The sequence below is a fragment of the Streptomyces sp. NPDC021115 genome (assembly GCF_044333065.1).
GTDB lineage: Bacteria > Actinomycetota > Actinomycetes > Streptomycetales > Streptomycetaceae > Streptomyces.
The window spans coordinates 95,378-115,350 of the sequence record NZ_JBIRQF010000020.1 but is presented as its reverse complement, the minus strand read 5'-3'; the positions used below and the strand labels follow the sequence as shown (position 1 = coordinate 115,350).

Genomic DNA, 19,973 nt, shown 5'->3' with positions numbered 1-19,973 from the left:
CGAGGAAACGCAATGACCCGGACGACCCGGACGGTAGTCGATCGCTACATCACACTCGTCGACCGTGCGGTACACGAGCCGGAAGCGCTGGAGGAGCTCGGGTCGGTGTTCGCGCCGGAGGCCACCGTGCAGTTCGGCGCGCTGCCACCGGTGACCGGCCTGGCCGACATCACGGAGTTCTACCGACGCTTCTACTCCGACATGGCCGACAGCAAGCACGTATGGACCACCACGGTGCTCGACGAAGAAACGCTCGAAGTCCACTTCATAGCGGCGTGGCGCACCGCCGACGGTCGGCTCGACTCCCAGAGCGGCATCGAGAACGTGACCGTCGACGCGAACGGCCTGATCACGGAGCTGCGGGTGTTCAGCTCGGAGAGCCAGGGCAGCTGAACGGCCTGTGCCGTGCACGTTACCCAGGGAGCAGCGGCCACGTGTCATCACAGAAACAGCGTGATGCCGAGTCGCTGCACCAGCTCATCGGCGCCGACGCCGTACGTCTCCCGGATCCGTACGCCGTCGGGGCCGACGTCGAAGACACCGCAGTCCGTGTAGACGCGGCTGACGCAACCGACACCGGTGAGCGGGTAGGCGCACTGCGGCACGAGCTTCGGCTCACCGGAGCGGGTGAAGAGCGTCATCATCACGTAGACGTCCTTGGCACCGATGGCGAGGTCCATGGCGCCGCCGACGGCAGGGATGTTGTCGGGCTCAGCCGTGTGCCAGTTGGCGAGGTCGCCGTTGAAGGCGCCTGGTACGCCCCGAGGACGCAGACATCGAGGCCTCTCGCTCACCGTGCGCCCCCTGCGACGGGACCGGGCTCGTCGTCGCCGTACCCGTCGACCACCCCCTCGCCCGCCGGTCACGGCTGCGCGCCGCGGACCTCGCCGGTGCCGACCTGATCGTGCATTCCGCCGACCGCCGGTCGGTGATGTACGACGTCGTGCTGGGCCTCCTGCGCGACGCCGGCGTCGAGCCACGCATCCGCCACGAGGTCGGTGAGACCTCGACGCTGGTCACGCTGGTGGCCGGCGGCCTCGGCGTCGCCGTCGTGCCCGAGCCCGTTACCGCGTTGGCGCTCAGCGGCGTCGCCTACCTACCGCTGACCGGGGCCGACGCGCGCGTGGAGCTGGCCGTCGCCCACCGCGCCGACCGCTCCGAGCCGCACCTGGAGCGCACCGTGGAAATCATCCGGGCGGCACTCTGAAGACAACGGCACCTGAAGTCAGCCCCCCATGGCGCAACAACCCTCCTGACACCCGCAGCGTGATGCGCGCGTCGCCCATCCTCTGCCCATTGCGGGCTGCCACCCGCCCGCTACCGTCTCGGCATGCCTCCGCCCCATGCACGCGAGAGGGCCGGCCAGGAGGAAGGTCTACGCAACGATCTTCGCGACGGAATCACGAGCCTGATGCGCGATGCGGTCGTCCGTAGTGTCGTCCGCCCCGCCCACGCCGATGGCGCCGATGACCTCCCCGTCGGCCGTCACGATCGGCACGCCGCCGGCGACCGGCAGAAGGTTGGAGTCGACCAGATGGGGAGGCGCTACCTGCATCTGGGGCGACGCGGCGAAGGTCGCGAACCGAGCCGTTGGGACACCGCTCACGGCCGAGGTGTAGGCCTTGCGTCGCGCGGTCTCCACGCCGAGAAGGCCGACGCCGTCATCGCTGAGGAGAACCTTGGTGACGCCGCTCCGGTTGACCACGGCAGCGCACACCTTGTGCCCCTCGGACCTTCCTGCCTCCAGAGCGGCAAGTGCCGCGCCGTGCGCGATCTCGTAGCTGAGCGGCTCTCGCATGATGAGGTTCCTTCCCTGATGGCCGAAACGTCGACCGAGCGTCTTCTGCGGTGTCCTCAGGGCACCCCCGCCCAGACGATCACTGATTCCGGGGGCGCCCGGAGCCGCTCAGTATGCCGCCGCGGGGCCCGAATGTGAAGCGCCCCTCACATTCACGTCCGAGGCTGGGAGATTACTCCGCCGGCGCACCGAGGAGATACAGGCAGGCAGCGTTTACGAGCTCGTCGGTGAGTTGACGCCACGTCAGCGGCCGGTCGGACTCGAACTGTTCACCGTGCAGCACGCGGTTCATGCACGCCCCGTACACCAGGCGATAGGCGACATCCAGGCGCAGCTCCGGCTCCGGCGCGTCAATCATCGACTCGATCGGCTCCAGGAACTGCCGGAAGACATGGCCGGCGTCAACGCTGGCCTGGGACCCAACTCGCGCCACTGCCGGATCGGCGGTGCCCGCGGTGATGAAGACGCGCATCAAGCACTGGTGCGCTTCGAACGTCTCGGTGAGTCCGGCGACCGCCGAGGCGACCAGCGCGGTCGGATCCGCGCGCCGCGGAGCGAAGCGGCGGATGATGTCAGCGCGAAACTGATCGATCATGTCGTGCTGCAGAGCGGCGATCAGGCGGTCCTTGTCGCCGAACCGCCGATAGACGCTACCCACCGAGACACCCGCTCGAGCGGCGACGGCCGCGACGGTGAGCGCCTCGGTGCCGCCCTCTTCGAGGAGGGTCGTACCTGCCTCCAGGATCCGCTGCTGGGTCAGCCGGCTGCGCGCCTGCTGCGCCGGCGGCAGATCAAGTGACTCTTCGGTACTCACCGCCCCAGCGTAAAGGCAGTCGGGGGCCCACAGCGCCGGCATCCGCTCCGGACAATCTCCGCGCCTGGCGCCGCCGGGCCGTGAACGGCGGCGCCATCAGCTCGACGAGCGAGCGGCGTACATGGGCGACGACAAGATCGACCACTCGCGGCCGAGGCTACCCGTCGAGCAACCGCTCCTCTCCTCGTCAAGGGCGCCCATGTACGCGGCCCTTGACGCACCGCGTCAAAAAATGCGAATGTGAATTAACAATCCTATTCAAGGGCCGCACATGACGGTGCCCCCGCAGGCGATCCCACAGCCCTGCACGTGTCACCGGCGGTGTGCCCGAGCCGCACGGGAGGCAGGACCATGGCCACCACTTCAGAGGCCGACACCGGCACGGGCTACGGTCGCCCGAAGCCCTCGTACAACGCCCGCCTGCGGGAGGTCGGGCCCGGCACGCCCATGGGCGAGGCGCTGCGTCGCTACTGGCACCCGATCGCCAGCTCGGAAACGCTCGCCGCCGGGGCGCTGCCGCAAAAGACCCGCGTGCTGGGCGAGGACCTGGTCGTGTTCCGTGACGGGCAGGGCAAACCCGGTGTCGTGATCGAGCGCTGCGCCCACCGCGGCGCCAGCCTCCACTTCGGCCGTGTCGAGGACGACGGCATCCGCTGCTGTTACCACGGCTGGAAGTTCGACGTGCAGGGCCGCTGCATAGAGCAGGCCTGCGAACCGGGCCTCGGGCGCAGGCGCGACGCCGCCCGTCAGCCCTGGTACCCCGTCGCGGAGCGCTACGGCCTGGTCTTCGTCTACATGGGCCCGCCCGACCTCAAGCCCGAACTCCCCCGCTACGACGCGCTGGAGAACCCCGCGGAGGACGAGAAATACTTCGCCAGCTGGCCGGTCCCCCACGCCGCGGTCCTCGGTATGCCGGCGGACTTCAGCTGGCTCAACATCTACGAGAACTCCGCCGACCCGACGCACGTCACCTGGCTCCACTCCACGCACAGCGGGTACCAGATGCTGGGCACCGGCACCTTCGGGGGCTACCCCGAGAACTTCTTCGATCCGGCCACCATCGCCGAGCGCCTGACGTACGAGCGCACCGACCACGGCGTGAAGTACACCCAGCGATTCGAGGTCGAGGGCGAGGACGGCGAGGTCACCGAGTACGGCTTCGCGGTCGAGCAACAGCTTCCCAACGTCTTCGGCCTGCCGGACTTCGTGAAGGTGACCCCCGACGGGCGGCCGGATCAGTTGCTGTGGGTCGTGCCCTCCGACGACACCAGCCACCGCCTCTTCTTCTCCATCCGCTCGAACGATCCCGAGCGCATGGTCCGCTTCGTGACCGGCATCACGCAGAACGGCAAGCAGAACCACGAGCTGACCGACGAGGAACGCCACCGGTTCCCCGGTGACACGGAGGCCCAGGAATCACAGGGAGCGATCACCCTGGACTCCGAGGAGACCCTGGCCACCGGAGACCGCGGCGTCGTCATGCTGCGCCGCATGCTTCTCGCGATGGCCGACGACGTCGAGGCCGGGCGCGATCCGATCAACATCGTCCGCGACGCGTCAGAGGTCCACCACACCCAGTCCGGCCTCTTCACCATCGGCAAGCGCCCGCCGAGCGACAACGCCACCACCGCCACCACCACCGTTGGAAGCTGAGCAGGAAAAAATGAGCAACGAGTGGCTCGACACCATCGTGGTCGGCCGGCGCGACGCGACCGCCCGGATCGTGGTGCTCGACCTGGCCGGTCACGGCGACGCCGAGCTCCCGGAGTTCGCCGCCGGCGCCCATGTCGACGTACTCGTGGACAGTGCCGCCGGGCTGGTCCGCCAGTACTCCCTGTGCGGGTCTCCGCAAGACCGCACCCGATACCGGCTGGCGGTGCTGGCCGAGACGGCGTCGCGCGGCGGCTCGCTGGGGATGCACCAACTCCGCGAGGGCGACAGGCTGCGGATCTCCCGTCCGCGGAACAGGTTCGGAGTCTCGCACCGGGCACGTCGCCATCTGCTGGTGGCCGGCGGTATCGGCATCACTCCCCTGCTGGCCATGGCGCACGCGCTCGAAGCCAGGGGCGCGGAGTACGAATTGCACTACTGCGCCCGGAGCCGGGCGGAATCCGCGTTCGTCGACGAACTGGAGCACAACCCCCGCGTTCGGCTCCACTTCGACGACGGACCGGACGACCAGCGTTTCGGCATCGCCGCCGACATCGGCCCGCCGGACCCCGAGACGGCGATCTACGTCTGTGGCCCCGGCGGCTTCATGGACTTCGTGATCTCCTCGGCACGCGGAGCGGGATGGCCTGCCGAAGCGATCCACAAGGAGCGCTTCGCACCCGTGGAGAACGCCGACGCGCACATGGACGACGGGACCTTCACCGTGCGGCTCGCCAGGACCGGCGGCGAGTACGAGGTCAAGGAGGGCGAGAGCGTCCTCGACGCCCTGCTCGCGGGCGGCATCGACGCCCCCTACTCGTGCCAGCAGGGGATCTGCGGCGAGTGCATCGTGCGCGTCCTGGCCGGAGAGCCCGACCACCGCGACGACATCCTGACCGACCGTGAACGCGCCGAAGGCATGTTCACCACATGCTCGTCACGAGCACACTCATCGATCCTGGAGCTGGACCTATGACGACCCCCTCGCCCACCACAACCACGTCGACCGTCCAGGCGATCGAGCAGGCAGAGGCCGCATGGCTCGTGGCTCTCACCCAGGGCGAAGACGCGATGACCTCCCTCATGCTCGAGGACAGCCGGGCCGTCCACGGCCCGGTCGGGAAGATCGACGACCGGGAGACCTTCGTCCATTTCACCTGGACCCGCCGCCGCATGGTGTTCGCCAAGGCGGAAGACCTCAGCATCACGGTGCGCGGCAACACCGCGATCACCACGTGCCTCCAGGAGATGCACATCGTCTTCGACGAGAACCTCCCGCCGTTCCCGGTGCAAGAGGCGGTGACACGAGTCTGGGAGGAGACCGCGGAGGGCTGGCGTCTGGCGCACATGCACCAGGCCAAGCGCATGCCGCCGGTCTGACTCCCGGAAACGCCAACCGCTGAAGGCTGCTGTCCGATGAGTGAACAAGAGGGTTCATTGCGCGACACCGGCCACGGAGAGTTCCCCGTACATGGTTCGGGCGGCGATCGCCGCTGTCGTGAAGGTAGGGCAACGCATGTCAACCACTGAGATCGAGGCACCCACGTCCGGCGCGGTCCGGACCAGTGACCTCCTCATCGCGGGCGAGCACGTCGCGGCCAAGGACAGCCGCTACTTCGAGACGGCCGAGGCCCTGACCGGTGAACCGATCGCGCGGGTCGCGGCAGCCTCCGTCGAGGACGTCAACCTCGCGGTGGACGCGGCGGCGGCCGCCCTCCCGGAGTGGTCGAGCCTTCCCCCGGCCGCACGACGGTCGGTTCTGGAGCGTGCGGCCGTCCTGCTCGGCGAACGCACCGACGAGATCGTCGCCACGATGAGCCGCGAGATGGGTGCCACTCTGCCCTGGTGCGGCTTCAACGTGCAGGTCGCCAAGGGCATGCTCGTCGAGGCGGCGGCCCAGGCCTACTCCGCCGTCGGGGAGGTCATCCCGTCGGACGTGCCCGGTCTCACCGCCCTCGGCGTGCGTCAGCCGGTCGGCGTCGTCGTCGGCATCGCGCCCTGGAACGCACCACTGATCCTCGGCGTACGCGCCATCGTGTGGCCGCTGGTGTGGGGCAACACCGTGGTGCTGAAGTCCTCCGAGCAGACACCGCTCACCCAGGCCGCCATCGCCCAGGTCCTCCACGATGCCGGTGTGCCCGCCGGCGCCGTCAACCTCATCAGCAACGCGCCCGCGGACGGTCCGGGCGTCGTCGAGGCTCTGATCGCCCACCCCGCCGTGAGGCGCGTGAACTTCACCGGATCCAGCCGGGTGGGCCGTATCATCGGCGAACTCGGCGGTCGCCACCTGACCCGCGTGGTCCTGGAACTCGGCGGCAAGGCGCCGTTCCTGGTGCTTCCCGACGCGGATCTTCAGGAGGCCGCCGCCGCAGCCGGTTTCGGTGCCTTCATGAACCAGGGCGAGATCTGCATGTCGACCGAGCGCGTCATCGTCGACAGAACTGTCGCCGACGAGCTCTCCTCCCGCCTGGCCAAGCGTGCCGCGGGGCTGGTCGTGGGCCCCCCGAGCGACCCCACCTCACAAGTCGGTCCGCTGGTCCACGAAGGCGCCCGCGACCACGTGATCGAGCTGATCGAGGACGCACGTGCCAAGGGGGCACAGGTCCTGACCGGTGGCACGGCCGACGGCCTGTTCGTGGAGCCCACCGTGCTGCGCGGTGTCACTTCGGACATGCGCATCTACCGCGAGGAGTCCTTCGGACCGGTGGTCTCGATCATCGAGGTGGATTCCACCGACGAAGCCGTCACGGTCGCCAATGACACCGAGTACGGGCTCTCCGCAGCGGTCTTCGGCAAGGACGCGGCTGTGGCGCTCGACGTGGCCCGCCGGATCAAGTCCGGCATCTGCCACATCAATGGCGCCACCGTGCACGACGAGCCCCAGATGCCCTTCGGCGGTGTCGGAGCCAGCGGCTGGGGGCGATTCGGCTCCCGCGCCGCGCTGGAGGAGTTCACCGAGTTGCGCTGGATCACCATCCAGTCGGGGTCCCGCCACTACCCCATCTGATGAAGCAGGACGAGGGTCGTGAGGCGCGCGTGACACGGCGTGCGCCGTACTCCCGGTCTTGCTCCCCTGACACCGGATCGGAGATCGGACAATGCCTCAGACCGACGACGACCGTCACGAGATCCGGCAGCTCGTCGAGAACTGGGCGCTGTGGCGCGATGCCGGGGACTGGAGGCGCTTCGCCACGGTCTGGCATCCGCGCGACGGCTGGATGAGCGCCACGTGGTTCCAGGGAAGTGCTGCCGACTTCATCAAGGCCAGTCGCGAAGGCTTCGAGAGCGGAGTCAGCATCCTCCATTTCCTGGGTGGCCACACCGCGGACATCGTCGGCGACCGAGCCATCGCTCAGACGAAGATGACCATCAACCAGCGATCGAGCATCGACGGCGTCGAGGTCGATGTCGTCTGCACCGGTCGCTTCTACGACTTCCTTTCCCGCCATGAGGGGCGCTGGACCCTCGTGCGCCGACAGCCGATCTACGAGAAGGACCGGCTCGACGTCATCGACCCCGCTGTCTCAACGACCTTGGATCCCGAGCTCCTGAACCGGTTCCCGACCGGCTACCGGCACTTGGCCTACGTACAGACCAAGGCGGGTTTCACGGTGAGGAAAGGGCTTCCCGGCCTCACCGGCACAGCCGTCGAGCAGCTCTACTCCGAAGGCAGGCGATGGCTGACCGGCACCTGATGCAGGCCGATGCCCGGCTGCACTCGACCCGCCGAAAATCTACCGAAAGAGCAGGCGATGAGGTTCACACACGAGACCCTTCCCCAGAGGGTGGTGTTCGCGGCCGGGGAGTCGCCCGTCGCGGTGGCGGCGGAGGTCGAGGCACTCGGCGGTTCCAAGGTCATGCTGATCGCGTCGGACCGCGAGAAGGAACTGGCCGACCCGATCGCCGAGGAGATCCCGGTCGTGGTGCGTCACGAGGAGGTCGTGATGCACGTACCGGTCGAGGTCGCGCGACGAGCCCGTCAGGCGGCGGCCGGCGCGGACATCCTGGTCAGCGTCGGCGGCGGCTCGACCACGGGTCTGGCCAAGGCAGTGGCGATGAACACCGGGCTGCCGATCGTCGCGGTGCCCACCACGTACGCCGGCTCGGAGGCGACCAATGTGTGGGGCCTGACCGAGGGTGAGACCAAGAGAACCGGTGCGGACGACAAGGTGCTGCCCGCGTCGGTCGTGTACGACGCCGGCCTGCTGACCACGTTGCCCGGCGAGATGACCGTGGCCAGCGGACTGAACGCGATGGCGCACTGCGTGGACTCGATGTGGGGACCACGGACCGACCCGATCGACCGGGCACTGGCGCAGGAGGGCATCCGCGGTCTGGCGACCGGCCTGCCGGCGGTGGCCGAAGACTCGACGGGCGTCGAGGGCATCGAGCAGACGCTGTACGGCGCCTACCTCGCCGCTGTCGCGTTCGCCTCGGCCGGCTCCGGGATGCATCACAAGATGTGCCACGTCCTCGGCGGCATGTTCAACCTCCCGCACGCACAGACCCACGCGGTCGTGCTGCCCTACGTGCTGGCCTTCAACGCCCCGCACGCCCCGGAGGCGGAGGCGCGTATCGCCCAGGCGTTCGGCGCGGTCTTCCGCACCCTCGCGGCGAGCGCCGGCCTGGCCGCCCTGTGCCAGGTGCTGGACGCGCCGAGGGCGCTGCGCGACTACGGCATGCCCGAGGAGGGCATCGCCAGGGCGGTGGATCCGATCATGAAGGCGATCCCGGCCAACAATCCCGCCCCCGTCACCGATGAGAGCCTGACCGCGCTGCTGGAAGCGGCGTGGGCGGGCGACCCGATCACCTGAAGGAGGCCGTCATGGCTACCTACGTCAACCCCGGCTCGGCCCGGCCCGGTGACCACGGCACGATTCACCGGGAGGTGTCGCCCGAGCAGCAGGCGGTCGAGCAACGGCTCGTCGACAGCGTCGTGGGCTCCTTCGACGCCTGCGAGGACCCGAGGCTGAAGGAGCTCATGGTGTGTCTGGTCAAGCACCTGCACTCCTTCATCCGCGAGGCCCGGCTGACCGAGGACGAGTGGGGGGCGGCGATCGACTTCCTCACCAGGGCCGGCCACATCACCGACGACGTCCGGCAGGAGTTCATCCTGCTGTCCGACACCCTCGGCGCGAGCATGCAGACGATCAACGTCAACAACCAGGCCTACAAGGGCGCCACCGAGGCGACCGTCTTCGGGCCGTTCTTCGTCGAGGGCTCCCCGGGGATCGAGCCCGGCGAAGACATGGCCTTCGGTGCTCCCGGCGAGCCCTGCTGGGTCGAGGGCACCGTCACCGACACCGACGGCAAACCGCTCGCCGGCGCGCGGATCGAGGTCTGGGAGGCCGACGAGGACGGGTTCTACGACGTGCAGTACGACGCCGGCAAGCGCGCCGGCCGGGCGCACCTCTTCTCCGCGGCCGATGGCGGCTACCGCTTCTGGGGCCTCACCCCCACGCCGTACCCCATCCCCGACGACGGACCCGTCGGCAAGATGCTCGACGCGGTCGGCCGCTCACCGCTGCGCGCCGCCCACCTGCACTTCATGGTCTCCCACCAAGGGGCGCGCACTCTGGTGACCCACATCTTCCCCGAGGGCGACCCGATCGGCCGCCAGGACACCGTCTTCGGCGTGAAGGACTCACTCATCAAACGGTTCGAGCGGCAGCCCGGTGGCACTCCGACACCCGACGGCCGCGTCATCGACGGCACGTGGAGCCGGGTGCGCTTCGACATCGTTCTCGCCCCCGCGGGCGTATGACCGTCCCTGTCGCTCCGACCGAGGAGGCAGTTGCCGCCGCGGACGCGAAGCGCGTCGTTTCACACTCGCCACCGGCGCTTTGCGTCGCCGCGTTCTGCTGGGCCGTCGTGAGCGCGAAGGTCTGACAGGCTCGGACCACCGGGGCACGGGAGATGGCCGCCCAGTAACGCCAGAAGGGCGGACCGCCGGCGGCCGTCTCTCTCGCGCCGTCTCAACTCCCCTCCCCCATGCGGCGGGTGGCGCTGAACCTGCCGCAGGAGACGTGCTCCACGATCGTGCCGTCGGGAAAGACGATGCGTGCGGTGGTGGCCGGTGGGACGTCCACCGTGACGGTGAACAGGTCGTCGGTCATGCGCCACTCGACGGCGATCGTCCCCTGTGGGGACTCGTGGGTGCCCCGTGCCCACCCCACGGCCGGGTGCGGGACGGGCGCGACCTCGAAAGACTCCCAGGCGATCGACCCCGGGCGCTGGCGCAATCCCAGGATATGGGTGTGCAGGAAGCGGACCACCGCGCCCTTGCTGTAGTGGTTGAGGGAGTCGTGGGCGGTGCCGGCGTCGTCGACGCCCTCCCAGTCCTCCCAGATGGTGGTCGCACCCCGGTCGAGCATGTACAGCCAGGAGGGCGCGGTGCGCTGGAGGAGCAACTCGTAGGCGACGTCGGCGTGTCCGGTGTCGGCGAGGACGGGAAGCAGATCGCCGGTCGCGAGGAAGCCGGTGGTGAGGTGGGTACCGGCCGCGCGGATCAGCTCGACCAGCCGCGTGGCGGCGGCCTCGCGCAGCTCGTCGGGGACGAGCTCGAGAGACAGCGCGCGCACATAACCGGCCTGGGTATCGCCGGTGGTGCATCCGTCGGGCGAGAGGAACTCGGTGCGCCAGGCATCGCGGATCCGCTCGGCGATCGCGGCGTAGCGGGCCGCGTCCTCACTGCGGCCCAGCACCCGCGCGATGCGGGCCAGGGTCGCCGTCGAGCGGTACAGGAACGCCGTGCCGATCTCGCCCTTGTCGGCCATGAACCAGGCGACGGGGTCGGCCTGGACGGGGTCGATACGGGTGCCGTCGGCCGCTTTGGCCTTCGGTTCGGCCCACTCGCCCCAGTGGAAGGAGCCGTCCCAGAGGTACTGTTCGTGCGGCAGCGGCTCCGTCGAGCTTTCGATCCGGGACGGGTGGCGGGCGGTGCGGGCGGTCGTGAGCGCCCACTCCACCCAGCCCACCATCGCCTCCCAGCTCTCGGCGAGTACCTCCCGGTCGCCGTAGGACTGGTACAGCTCCCAAGGGACGGCGACGATCGCGTCGCCCCAGCCGGCGGAGCCGGTCATCATGGCGAACTGGTCGTCGAGGTGGTGTTTGATACGGCGTCCGTCGGGCGAGAAGTTGGCGATCCGGCCGTCGGGCAGCTGGTCGTCGCGGACGGAGCGGAGCCATTTGCGGCTGAAGCCGAGGACGTCGTACAGGCGCGTGGCGGTGGGGGCGAAGACCTGGTAGTCGCCGGTCCAGGCGAGGCGTTCGCGGGTCGGACAGTCGGTGGGCACGTCGACGGCGTTGCCGCGAAAACTCCACTCGGCGATGTCGTGAAGGCGGTCGAGGTCTTGGTGGCCGCAGCTGAAGGTACCGGTGCGGCGCAGGTCGGAGTGGACGACCCGCATGACGAGACTCGCCGGGGCGAGCGGGGCGCCGTCGCGGCGGACACGGGCGTAACGGAAGCCGTGCACGGTGTGGCGCGGCTCGAACGTCTCGCCGTGGCCCGCGGACACGGTCTCGTCGCGCTGGACGAAGGGAATCGGCGCCTGTCCCGGCCGAGTCGCGTCCAGGTGGGTGGTTGTCAGATCACCGTCGGCGCCGACGTGTTCTCCGTAGTCGATGACGGTACGGACCCCGGCCGGGCCGAGGTCGCTCAGGGAGATCCAGCCGGAGGCGTTCTGCCCGAAGTCGGCGATCCAGAGCCCCTCCTCGAGCTGCTGGACCGACTGTGCGGGGCGCGACTCCACGACCCGCACCGGCGGTGCCGACGACCAGGCGATCGCGGGTGCCTCGACCTGGTCCACGAGGACGGGCTGTCCGCTGCCCGGCCCGACGCGGAAGTCGGTGGTCTGCCCGTCCATGAGATCGGCCCGGGTGATGGCCGACTCCGCGCTCGTCCACGTCCCGTCGGTACGGACGACCCGCCGTGTGCCGTCCTCGTGCACGAGGTGCAGCTCGGCCCGCGCGCCGGGAACCGTGCCCCAGCCCGCCGGTTGGCGGAAGGCACCCACCTGGCCCCGGTACCAGCCGTCGGACAGCAAGATCTCGATCCGGTTGTCGCCCGTGACGACGGCGGCCGTGACGTCGTGGGCCTGGGCGTAGAGCGTATGGTCGTAGGAGGTGGACCCCGGCGTGAGTTCGGCGGTGCCGGCCCGCTCACCGTTGACGTACGCCTCGTACACCCCGAGTGCCGTCGCGTACAGCCGTGCCGAGCGCACCCCGGCCGGTACCTGGAACCGGGTCGACAGCGCGTACGCGGGCCGCCTGCCGTATTCGCCGTCGCCGGACTCGGCGGGACTGATCCAGCGCGCCCGCCAGTCGGCGGCGGACAGACCGCTTTCGAACGCGTGCCAACACGACCACGGCGAGCCGCCGTCGGCGCCGAGCGCCCGGACCCGCCAGGCCACCCGGCGACCGCTGTCCAGTGCCGCCCACGGCCAGGCGAGGAACCGGTGCCCGTCGGTGGCAGTGGTCACGGTGGCCCGCGTTTCGCCGTCGACGGTGCACTGCACCTCGTACACCACCGGGTGCGCCGCGTCCGACGGCGGCTTCCAGGACAGCCTGGGCGCGGGCCCCGACACGGGGAAGTCGTCGCCTCCGCTGTCGATGCCCAGGTCGTGTGGTGCGTTGCGCATGCTGTGCCTTCTCTGAACTCGGTGGAACGGGATGCTTCTCGGGGCGACGGCCGGGAGGCGACCTATCGGACCGACCTGATCTTGAACTTGACGATCAGGCCACCGACCAGGGCCAGAACCGCGCCGAGCAGATAGAGCTGGGTGTAGTTCTTCTCGCCGCCGGGGCTCACCCCCAGGGTGATGACGAGCGGGGCGATCAGCGGGGCGACGGCGCTGGGAATCTTCTGCGCGAAGGCGACAACGGCGAGGTAGCGGCCGGCCTCGGCCCGGTCCGGCAGGACGGCGAACACGATCGCCTGGTCGACGGCGCTGAACACCGCGATGGCGAACTGCATGAGCACCGCTCCGACGACCAGCTGGGGCAGTGAGCGGGCGAACGCCTCGGTGACGGCCCCGGCCACGAACACCGAGGAGCCGATCAGGGCGAACAGCTTGCGACGGCCGAGCTTGTCGGACAGGAAGCCGCCGCCGATGGCGCCGCCCGCCGCGGCCACCACGCCGATGGTCCCGATGACCGCCACGATCCCGGCGACCTCCTTGACCGGCAGGTCGAGCCGCTGCGCGTAGAAGAATGTGCCGAAGGTGGTGTTGAAGTACAGGCCCATGAAGAAGACGAAGCGGCCGAGCCAGTTCCAGCCGAAGTCCGGATACTTGCGCGGGTTGAACCCGTAGCTGGCGACCATGCCCTTCAACGTCACCCCGCTGGTGTGCACCAGCGAGCGGGAGTCGCCCTCGGGCTTGAGCACGGGGAAGAGGACCACCAGGGCGGCACCCAGGACGCCCGGGACCAGGAACACCAGGAAGGTACTGGAAGCCACCGCGTACGCGAGGCCGATGCCGATCACCGGGGCGATCTGGGTCATGACGCTGGTCAGGGCGGAGATCCGGCCCCGCTGTTCCTCGGGTACCCGGTCCGCTTGGATGTTCTGGATCGCCTGCCCGGCCGTCGACCAGCCGATCATGCCGATCACCCACGCGAGGCCCAGCAGGAGGACCGACGGCGCGAGGGCGACCCCGACGAGCGCGGCGGTGCCGAGCAGGGCACCGCCGATCATGAAGGGTGTGCGGCGGCCGAGCCGGGAACGTGTGCGGTCGCTCCAGAGGCCGATCAGGGGGCTCAGGACGAGGTAGACGACCTGGGCGGATCCGGTGACGTACCCGAGTCGCTCATCGTGCCCGGAGGCGAGGTCGTCGATACGCACCGCGAGGGAGTAGGAGAGCGGGACCATCAGTGCCAGGGAGCTGCCGAAGCTGGCGATCATCAGCCACAGGAGGTAGCCCTTGCCGACCTTCCGCAGCGGCGGCGCCTCGACCTCGGGCGTGGCGGACGGCTTGTCGGGAGCCTGGGCCTGGGCCGGGTCCTGCGGTGCGGTCGTCGGTGGTAAGGCCGTCGATGAGGGAACTGCCGCGCTGACGTCCCGGTCGTCGTGAGGCATGAGGACTCCTTTGTCACATGGCTGCAAGGCTCGGCGGCCACCGCCGGGGCGCAGGGACGGCCGTGGGCGAGGGACGACGGCCGCCGCGGTTCCCCACGACGGCCGACTCGTCGGTGGCCGCGTCGGCGGACGGTGCCGGGGGCCGACCTGCCGCGCGCCATCGGGAGCGACGGGGTGGGAGCACGGGCCGGCCCTTGCCGTCATCACGCCAACGATGAGTCGGCGCCCTTCGGACTGGCGCGGTCGTCAGCCGGCCGCGGCCTGGCCCGGCTTGCGGCCGTCCAGTCCGCGCCAGCGTCGGCGCAGGGCGAACGCGGCGGACTTGGGCTTTCGGTCGCGGGTGAACACTCCCTTCTTGTTGCCGTCGACACGGTGGATGCCGGGCGAGGTCTGGAAGTCGGCGAAGTTCCACACGTGCTCGCCGACGAACTCGGGGATGCGGTCGAAGACACGGTGGTACGTGGCGAGGAAGTCGCCCTGGTACTCCTCGCTCCACGGTGCGTCCCAGACGGAGTGCAGACCGGGCTGGGTGTCGGCGCCGTACTCGGACATCATGACCGGCTTGCCGAAGCGCTGGACCCACCCGCGCAGGTCCTGCTCCAGATACCCTTCGGCGGTCGCGAGGTCGCCCGTGAACAGGTACCAGCCGTAGTAGCGGTTGATGCTCAGGACGTCGAACAGGTCGCCGATCTGGTCGTTCTGCGGGGTCGCGAACATGACGGCGGCGTAAGTGAGGGGGCGGGTCGGGTCGAGCTTGCGAGCCATTTCGACCAGCGGCTCGAAGTACTCGCGCGCGCCGTCCTCGTTGGAGGCGGGCTCGTTGGCGAGGCACCACATCACCACGCTCGGGTGGTTCTTGTCCCGTTCGATCAGTTCTCTCAGGTGCTGGGCGTGGACGTCCCGCGTGGTCCCGCCGAAGTTCTCCGGCGCGAAGGTCGGGTTCGGGGGCACACCGGTCAGCCCGCCCTGGACGCCCAGGTTGAGGCCGACGGCGGCGGTCTCGTCGATGACAACGATGCCGTGCCGGTCGGCGAAGTCCAGGACCTCTTCGGCGTAGGGGTAGTGGGAGGTGCGGAAGGAGTTGGCGCCGGTCCACTGCATGAGCTGGAAGTCGTGGACGAGGTAGGCGTCGTCGTGGCCCTTGCCCCGGACGGGGGTGTCCTCGTGTTTGCCGAAGCCGGTGAAGTAGAACGGCTCCCCGTTGATGAGGAAGTCGCTGCCGCGCACCTCGACAGTACGGACCCCGAAGGGCTGGGTGTAGCTGTCGAAGGTCTCGCCGTCCACGGCCAGTTCTACGACGAGGTCGTAGAGGTAGGCCGCGCCCGGCTGCCAGAGCGTGACGTCCTCGATGCGCAGGACGCCTTCCGGGCCTTCACCCTCCGCAACGGTCCGGCCGGCCTCGTCCACCGCGCGCACCCGCACGGCGACCGCCTCGGCGTGCGCGCCGGCGGTCCCCACGAGATAGTCGACGGTACCGGCCGCGCCGTCCCGTCCGGTGACGACGGTGACGTCCTCGATGTAGGTCGTCGGCGTGCTGTACAGGCGGACCGGGCGGGCGATGCCCGCGTAGTTGTAGAAGTCGTGCAGATACGACTGACGTTCGCGGCCGTCGGGGCCGGTCGTGACGGTGCCGGGCGGGATGGTCACGTTCGTCAGCCGATTGTCGACGCCGACCGTCAGCCGGAACGCGGCGCCGGGCTCGACGATGCCGGTCAGGTCCGCCTCGAACGGTGTGTAGCCGCCGGTGTGCTCGGCCACGAGCCGATCGTCCACGTAGACCTGCGCGGCATGGGTGACGGAGCCGAAGCGCAGGACCAAGCGCTCACCGGTCCAGCCGCGCGGGACGCGCACGTCGCGCTGGTACCAGACCGTGCCGACGTGGTCACGGATCTCCGGGTCCACGAACAGGTCGTTGTAGCTGGCGGGCACGGGGACTTCGAGCGGCGGGACGAGCCGCGACGCCCACGGGGTGGCGCCGGTCCGGGTGCCGAGAGCGAACCGCCACAGGCCATCGAGGCCGACGACGTCGCGGGTGGGGGTGGTACGGGGCGAGAGCATGGAATTCCTACCGGGTGCTCGGGGCGGTCGAGTTGGTCGGGCGAATTGCGGTTACGTCGTCTCACCGGCGTCGGCGAGGAGCGTGCTGCCCGTCATGAAGGCCGAGAGGTCGCTGGCGCAGAACAGCACCACGCGGGCGATGTCGTCCGGCACGCCGAGCCGGCCGAGGGGGCCCGGCCGCATCACGGACTGGATCGCCTCGGAGTCCAGGGGCACCCCGGCAGCGGCGGCCGCCGCCGTGTTCCCCTCGGTCGGTACGAACGCCGGCGCGACGCCCAGCACGCGGATGCCGAACGGGGCGAACTCCAGGGCGAGTTGCCGCGTGAGACCGCGTGCCGCGTGCTTGGAGCCGACGTAGGCGGCGAGGCCGGGGGCCGTCCCGCGGAACCCGGCCGTGGAGACGACGTTGACGACGACGCCCCCGCGCTCGGCCTCGCTCATCCGGCGCGCGGCCTCCCGGGAGCCGAGGAAGACCCCGCGGGTGTTGACCGCGAACACCTCGTCGAAGGCCTTGTCGGACATCTCCAGGGCGGAAACGCTGGGGAAGATCCCGGCGTTGTTCACCCAGATGTCGATCCCGCCGAGCTCCCGGACCGCGAGGTCGGCAGCAGCCACGACGCTGTCAGGGTCGGTGACGTCCAGGTGGGCGGCCAGGGCACGGCCCTGCCCCCGGGAGTTGAGCCCCCCGGCCACCATGCCGGCGAGTTCGTCCTGGACGTCCGCGACGACTACGTCCGCTCCCGCTTCGGTCAGCCGCTCGGCGACGGCCCGGCCCAGCCCCCGGCCCGCGCCGGTCACGACGGCGCGCCGCCCGGACAGCGAGACGAGTTCGGCCAGGGACTTCGACGAGACATCGGGTACGGAAACCTGCACGGTGTGTCCTCCGTGTGAGCATGGTCAGATCCGGCCGCGGCGTGCGGTCTCGCCCAGCCACGCGAGAGAGGGCTTGGGGCGACGCTCGAACGTCTCGCGGTCGACCTCGACCAGGCCGAACGTCGGCGCCCAGTGGCCCCACTCGTAGTTGTCGAGCAGGCTCCAGTGCAGATAGCCGCGTACGTCCACCCCGTCGGCGATCGCCTTGCCGAGGTGCTCCAGGGCCTCGCCGGTGTAGGCGATACGGCGGGTGTCGTCGCCGGTGGCGATGCCGTTCTCGGTGACCAGGATCGGCAGGCCTCCGGTGACCTCGGCGGTGTGGCGCACCGCGATGCCCAGGGCGTCGGGCCGGTAGGCGGTCCCCACGAGCGTGTTGTCCGGGTGCGGCGGGTAGGGCTCGATACCGTCCTGGCCGACCCACTGGCTGGAGTACGACTGCACGCCCACGAAGTCGTCGCCGCGCGCTCCGTCCAGGTAGAGGTCCTCCCAGGTGCACTCCAGTTCCCGCTTCTTCTCCTCCGCGCCGGGACGGGCCACGAAGGCGCGGTTGGCGACCGTCCAGCCGACCTTGGCGCCGGTGCGCTCGCGCAGCACCGTCCGCGCGGCGTGGTGCACCTCGACGAGCCGCTCGCCGATGGCCGCGTCGGGGGCCGGGAGCGGCGGGCGAGAGCCCTCATTGTCGAGGGTGGGGCTCTGCCACTCCCCTTCGGCCTGCGGGGTCTGCAGGGCCCGCGCCATGCCGACCATGATGGCCAGCATGTTCGGTTCGTTCATGGTCACGACCCATTCGACGCCGTCGAGGATCGGCGCGACCGTCTCGACGTAGGTCCGGAAACGGTCGACCGCGCGTTCACCGATCCAGCTGCCCTCCTGGGCGAACCAGAGAGGGCTGGTGAAGTGGTGCAGGGTCACGACCGGGGTCAGGCCGAGCTCGAAGGCCGTTTCGATCATGCGCCGGTAGTGGGCGAGTTCGGCGCGGGAGATAAGCCCGGGCACGGGCTCGACGCGGGCCCATTCGACGCCGAAGCGGTAGGCGCCCAGCCCGGCGTCCGCGAGCAACCGCATGTCCTCGCGGTAGCGGTGGTAGCTGTCGCAGGCGTCGCCGCTGCGCTCCATGCCGGGGATGCGTCCCTCGTTCGCCCAGAAGTCGCTGCCCAGGTTGTTGCCTTCGATCTGGTGCGGTGCCGTAGATGCGCCCCAGAGGAATCCGGGAGCGAGTTGGGTCATCGTCGACTGCCTTCCTGAGTGCCGAGGGTGACGGTCCCGGCAGGGCTCGGGCCGCCGGGGTGTTTCCGCGTGCCCCCGCGGGTGGCCGGGAGTGCGGGCGCTGGACGGGGGACGGGAAGTGGCTGCACCCGAAGCACCAACTCTTACCATGTGGTTGGTTTTCGCTGGAACGTAAACCGCGATGGCGAGGGAGGGAAGCCCGGACGGCGGTTTCGTGACCTGAGCGTTACCCGCGCGGACGGGTTTCTGCCCCTTCGTCAGGGCCCACAGACCGGGTCAGGGAGGAGGCGGGTACCGCAGATGGGAGCCGTGGCCCAGCGGGCCGCGGTGTTGGGCGACATCGCGCGCATGAAAGTAGGCACGGGTTGACTGCTCCCCGGCCGTGGCCGGGATCGTTCATGGCCGCGTGATCTCCGTGGACGCCCGACCGGACGCCCGCGCCCTTCAGCCGGCGTCTGCGGTGTCGCCCCGGTCGAACAGCAGCCGTACGAAGTCGGTGACCGGCCCCACGATGTCGAGGTCCTGATCAAGGACCCACTGCAACTGGAGCCCATTGAGCACAGCCTGGAAGAGGACCGCAGCGCTCTCGGGGCTGATGCCCTCGCGGAGCCTGTCGCGGGTCGACTCGTCGGGAAATCCGTCGACGAACTGTGCGCGGCTGCGTTCGTAGCGCTCGACGAAGTAGGTGTGCGCGGGATGATCGGGTCGTGAGGCGGCCGCCGCGAGCTCGATCCACAGCCGCATCAGCTCGGGGGCCTTCTGGTGGTGGCGGATGAGCCCGGCGAGGTAGGGCCCGAACTGGTCGGGGCTTTCGACCTCGTCCAGACCCTGCCGCCACTCCTCGGAGTCGCGGTCGGCGAGCACCTCGGCGAGGAGTTCGTCCTTGTTGCGGAAGTGGTGCAGCAGCCCGGCGTGGGTGATGCCGGCCCGTTCGGCGATGTCGCGCAGGGATGCCTTGGCGTAACCGTGCTCGGCGAAGCTGTCGCGGGCAGCCCGTACGATCTCCGTCCTGCGGGCCGCTGTTTTGGCATACGGTCCACGTGCCTTTGCCTGATCCACGGTGCGCTTACCCTCCTCGACGAAGCGAACCAAAGATCTACCACTGATCGGAATTCGCACGCCGCGCACCCTCAGGTTCCGCGACGGCGCTCTCGTAGCGTTGAAGAAACTGTTCCACGAACGCTTGGGCTTCCGTCATGCCCGTCGCCTTCTCCATCATGATGATCCGGCCGAGGGCGGTGGTGAGCATGAGCGACACGGCCGGGGACACCTCGGGCCGCAGCTCGACGCCCGTCTCCGCGAGGCGACGCGTGAGCGCCTCCAGCTGCACTTCGCGGTAGCGTTCGGCACGAGCTGCGTTCGGCCCAGTCGCGCAAGTTGCTGCCCGACCGCGCCGAACGAGGTGGCGATGGCCGACTCGAAGGGGGTGGCGCCGACCGTGAGGTCGGCAGCCGACAGGCCGGGCTCCCAGGTGGGGC

Annotated in this window: 18 protein-coding genes and 1 pseudogene; 9 read left to right on the top strand and 10 right to left on the bottom strand. The window is 69.8% G+C overall.

Annotated features, from left to right (window positions below; translation table 11 throughout):
* The first annotated feature begins 12 nt into the window (after positions 1–12).
* A complete protein-coding gene (locus ACH4TL_RS37925; RefSeq protein WP_398327615.1) occupies positions 13–393 on the top strand; it encodes a nuclear transport factor 2 family protein in 381 nt (126 codons plus the stop codon).
* Positions 394–440: 47 nt separating this feature from the next.
* Here ACH4TL_RS37925 and ACH4TL_RS37920 read toward each other — a convergent pair.
* A pseudogene (locus ACH4TL_RS37920) lies at positions 441–781 on the bottom strand (CoA-transferase); the annotation flags it as partial.
* On the opposite strand from ACH4TL_RS37920, the gene ACH4TL_RS37915 reads away from it, so the two are divergent.
* The gene (locus ACH4TL_RS37915) at positions 752–1,207 is read left to right on the top strand and encodes a LysR family substrate-binding domain-containing protein (protein ID WP_398327751.1); all 456 of its coding nucleotides are present in this window, start codon (positions 752–754) and stop codon (positions 1,205–1,207) included. The pseudogene ACH4TL_RS37920 and the gene ACH4TL_RS37915 sit on opposite strands and share 30 nt — an antisense overlap.
* 168 nt (positions 1,208–1,375) lie before the next feature.
* On the opposite strand, the gene ACH4TL_RS37910 is transcribed toward ACH4TL_RS37915, so the two are convergent.
* Together ACH4TL_RS37910 and ACH4TL_RS37905 are read right to left on the bottom strand one after the other, a co-directional pair.
* The gene (locus tag ACH4TL_RS37910; protein WP_055553486.1) at positions 1,376–1,798 is read right to left on the bottom strand and encodes a heme-binding protein; all 423 of its coding nucleotides are present in this window, start codon (positions 1,796–1,798) and stop codon (positions 1,376–1,378) included.
* 172 nt (positions 1,799–1,970) lie between these two features.
* The gene (locus ACH4TL_RS37905) at positions 1,971–2,612 is read right to left on the bottom strand and encodes a TetR/AcrR family transcriptional regulator (RefSeq protein ID WP_398327611.1); all 642 of its coding nucleotides are present in this window, start codon (positions 2,610–2,612) and stop codon (positions 1,971–1,973) included.
* 351 nt (positions 2,613–2,963) lie between these two features.
* On the opposite strand from ACH4TL_RS37905, the gene ACH4TL_RS37900 reads away from it, so the two are divergent.
* The 7 genes from ACH4TL_RS37900 (at position 2,964) to ACH4TL_RS37870 (ending at position 10,026) form a co-directional block, all read left to right on the top strand.
* A complete protein-coding gene (locus ACH4TL_RS37900; protein WP_398327608.1) occupies positions 2,964–4,265 on the top strand; it encodes a Rieske 2Fe-2S domain-containing protein in 1,302 nt (433 codons plus the stop codon).
* 10 nt (positions 4,266–4,275) lie between these two features.
* A complete protein-coding gene (locus ACH4TL_RS37895; protein WP_398327605.1) occupies positions 4,276–5,238 on the top strand; it encodes a PDR/VanB family oxidoreductase in 963 nt (320 codons plus the stop codon).
* Positions 5,235–5,642 carry a nuclear transport factor 2 family protein gene (locus ACH4TL_RS37890; protein WP_055553480.1) on the top strand — a complete coding sequence of 136 codons (408 nt, stop codon included), beginning with the start codon at positions 5,235–5,237 and terminating at the stop codon, positions 5,640–5,642. The genes ACH4TL_RS37895 and ACH4TL_RS37890 overlap by 4 nt, the downstream gene beginning before the upstream one ends.
* 136 nt (positions 5,643–5,778) lie before the next feature.
* Positions 5,779–7,269, top strand: a complete 1,491-nt coding sequence (locus ACH4TL_RS37885; protein WP_398327601.1) for an aldehyde dehydrogenase — start codon at positions 5,779–5,781, stop codon at positions 7,267–7,269.
* A gap of 91 nt (positions 7,270–7,360) precedes the next feature.
* Positions 7,361–7,957 carry a nuclear transport factor 2 family protein gene (locus tag ACH4TL_RS37880; RefSeq protein WP_398327598.1) on the top strand — a complete coding sequence of 199 codons (597 nt, stop codon included), beginning with the start codon at positions 7,361–7,363 and terminating at the stop codon, positions 7,955–7,957.
* A 57-nt stretch (positions 7,958–8,014) separates the two neighbouring features.
* The gene (locus ACH4TL_RS37875) at positions 8,015–9,076 is read left to right on the top strand and encodes a maleylacetate reductase (protein ID WP_398327595.1); all 1,062 of its coding nucleotides are present in this window, start codon (positions 8,015–8,017) and stop codon (positions 9,074–9,076) included.
* Between the two features lie 11 nt (positions 9,077–9,087).
* Positions 9,088–10,026: a dioxygenase gene (locus tag ACH4TL_RS37870; protein WP_398327592.1), complete on the top strand. Its 939-nt coding sequence runs from the start codon at positions 9,088–9,090 to the stop codon at positions 10,024–10,026.
* A 211-nt stretch (positions 10,027–10,237) separates the two neighbouring features.
* On the opposite strand, the gene ACH4TL_RS37865 is transcribed toward ACH4TL_RS37870, so the two are convergent.
* From ACH4TL_RS37865 to ACH4TL_RS37835, 7 genes are all read right to left on the bottom strand, one after another.
* Positions 10,238–12,901, bottom strand: coding sequence for a family 78 glycoside hydrolase catalytic domain (locus tag ACH4TL_RS37865; RefSeq protein WP_398327589.1), 2,664 nt, complete (start codon positions 12,899–12,901; stop codon positions 10,238–10,240).
* A 62-nt stretch (positions 12,902–12,963) separates the two neighbouring features.
* Positions 12,964–14,337 (bottom strand): MFS transporter, encoded by a 1,374-nt coding sequence (locus tag ACH4TL_RS37860; protein WP_398327586.1) that lies wholly within the window; start codon positions 14,335–14,337, stop codon positions 12,964–12,966.
* 246 nt (positions 14,338–14,583) lie between these two features.
* A complete protein-coding gene (gene uidA / locus ACH4TL_RS37855) occupies positions 14,584–16,395 on the bottom strand; it encodes a beta-glucuronidase (protein ID WP_398327582.1) in 1,812 nt (603 codons plus the stop codon).
* A 51-nt stretch (positions 16,396–16,446) separates the two neighbouring features.
* Positions 16,447–17,268 carry an SDR family NAD(P)-dependent oxidoreductase gene (locus ACH4TL_RS37850; protein WP_398327579.1) on the bottom strand — a complete coding sequence of 274 codons (822 nt, stop codon included), beginning with the start codon at positions 17,266–17,268 and terminating at the stop codon, positions 16,447–16,449.
* A gap of 24 nt (positions 17,269–17,292) precedes the next feature.
* On the bottom strand, positions 17,293–18,495 hold the full coding sequence (locus ACH4TL_RS37845; RefSeq protein ID WP_398327576.1) for a family 1 glycosylhydrolase: 1,203 nt from the start codon (positions 18,493–18,495) through the stop codon (positions 17,293–17,295).
* Positions 18,496–18,939: 444 nt separating this feature from the next.
* On the bottom strand, positions 18,940–19,554 hold the full coding sequence (locus tag ACH4TL_RS37840) for a TetR/AcrR family transcriptional regulator (protein ID WP_398327573.1): 615 nt from the start codon (positions 19,552–19,554) through the stop codon (positions 18,940–18,942).
* A 37-nt stretch (positions 19,555–19,591) separates the two neighbouring features.
* On the bottom strand, positions 19,592–19,825 hold the full coding sequence (locus tag ACH4TL_RS37835; RefSeq protein ID WP_398327570.1) for a hypothetical protein: 234 nt from the start codon (positions 19,823–19,825) through the stop codon (positions 19,592–19,594).
* Positions 19,826–19,973 lie beyond the last annotated feature (148 nt).

Excerpts from the sequence above, each read along its gene's own strand:
- ACH4TL_RS37880 (WP_398327598.1), top strand. The coding sequence starts at position 7,361 with ATGCCTCAGACCGACGACGACCGTCACGAGATCCGGCAGCTCGTCGAG.
- ACH4TL_RS37875 (WP_398327595.1), top strand. The coding sequence starts at position 8,015 with ATGAGGTTCACACACGAGACCCTTCCCCAGAGGGTGGTGTTCGCGGCC.
- ACH4TL_RS37910 (WP_055553486.1), bottom strand. The coding sequence starts at position 1,798 with ATGCGAGAGCCGCTCAGCTACGAGATCGCGCACGGCGCGGCACTTGCC.
- ACH4TL_RS37870 (WP_398327592.1), top strand. The coding sequence starts at position 9,088 with ATGGCTACCTACGTCAACCCCGGCTCGGCCCGGCCCGGTGACCACGGC.
- ACH4TL_RS37845 (WP_398327576.1), bottom strand. The coding sequence starts at position 18,495 with ATGACCCAACTCGCTCCCGGATTCCTCTGGGGCGCATCTACGGCACCG.
- uidA (WP_398327582.1), bottom strand. The coding sequence starts at position 16,395 with ATGCTCTCGCCCCGTACCACCCCCACCCGCGACGTCGTCGGCCTCGAT.
- ACH4TL_RS37885 (WP_398327601.1), top strand. The coding sequence starts at position 5,779 with ATGTCAACCACTGAGATCGAGGCACCCACGTCCGGCGCGGTCCGGACC.
- ACH4TL_RS37860 (WP_398327586.1), bottom strand. The coding sequence starts at position 14,337 with ATGCCTCACGACGACCGGGACGTCAGCGCGGCAGTTCCCTCATCGACG.
- ACH4TL_RS37890 (WP_055553480.1), top strand. The coding sequence starts at position 5,235 with ATGACGACCCCCTCGCCCACCACAACCACGTCGACCGTCCAGGCGATC.
- ACH4TL_RS37865 (WP_398327589.1), bottom strand. The coding sequence starts at position 12,901 with ATGCGCAACGCACCACACGACCTGGGCATCGACAGCGGAGGCGACGAC.
- ACH4TL_RS37895 (WP_398327605.1), top strand. The coding sequence starts at position 4,276 with ATGAGCAACGAGTGGCTCGACACCATCGTGGTCGGCCGGCGCGACGCG.
- ACH4TL_RS37900 (WP_398327608.1), top strand. The coding sequence starts at position 2,964 with ATGGCCACCACTTCAGAGGCCGACACCGGCACGGGCTACGGTCGCCCG.
- ACH4TL_RS37925 (WP_398327615.1), top strand. The coding sequence starts at position 13 with ATGACCCGGACGACCCGGACGGTAGTCGATCGCTACATCACACTCGTC.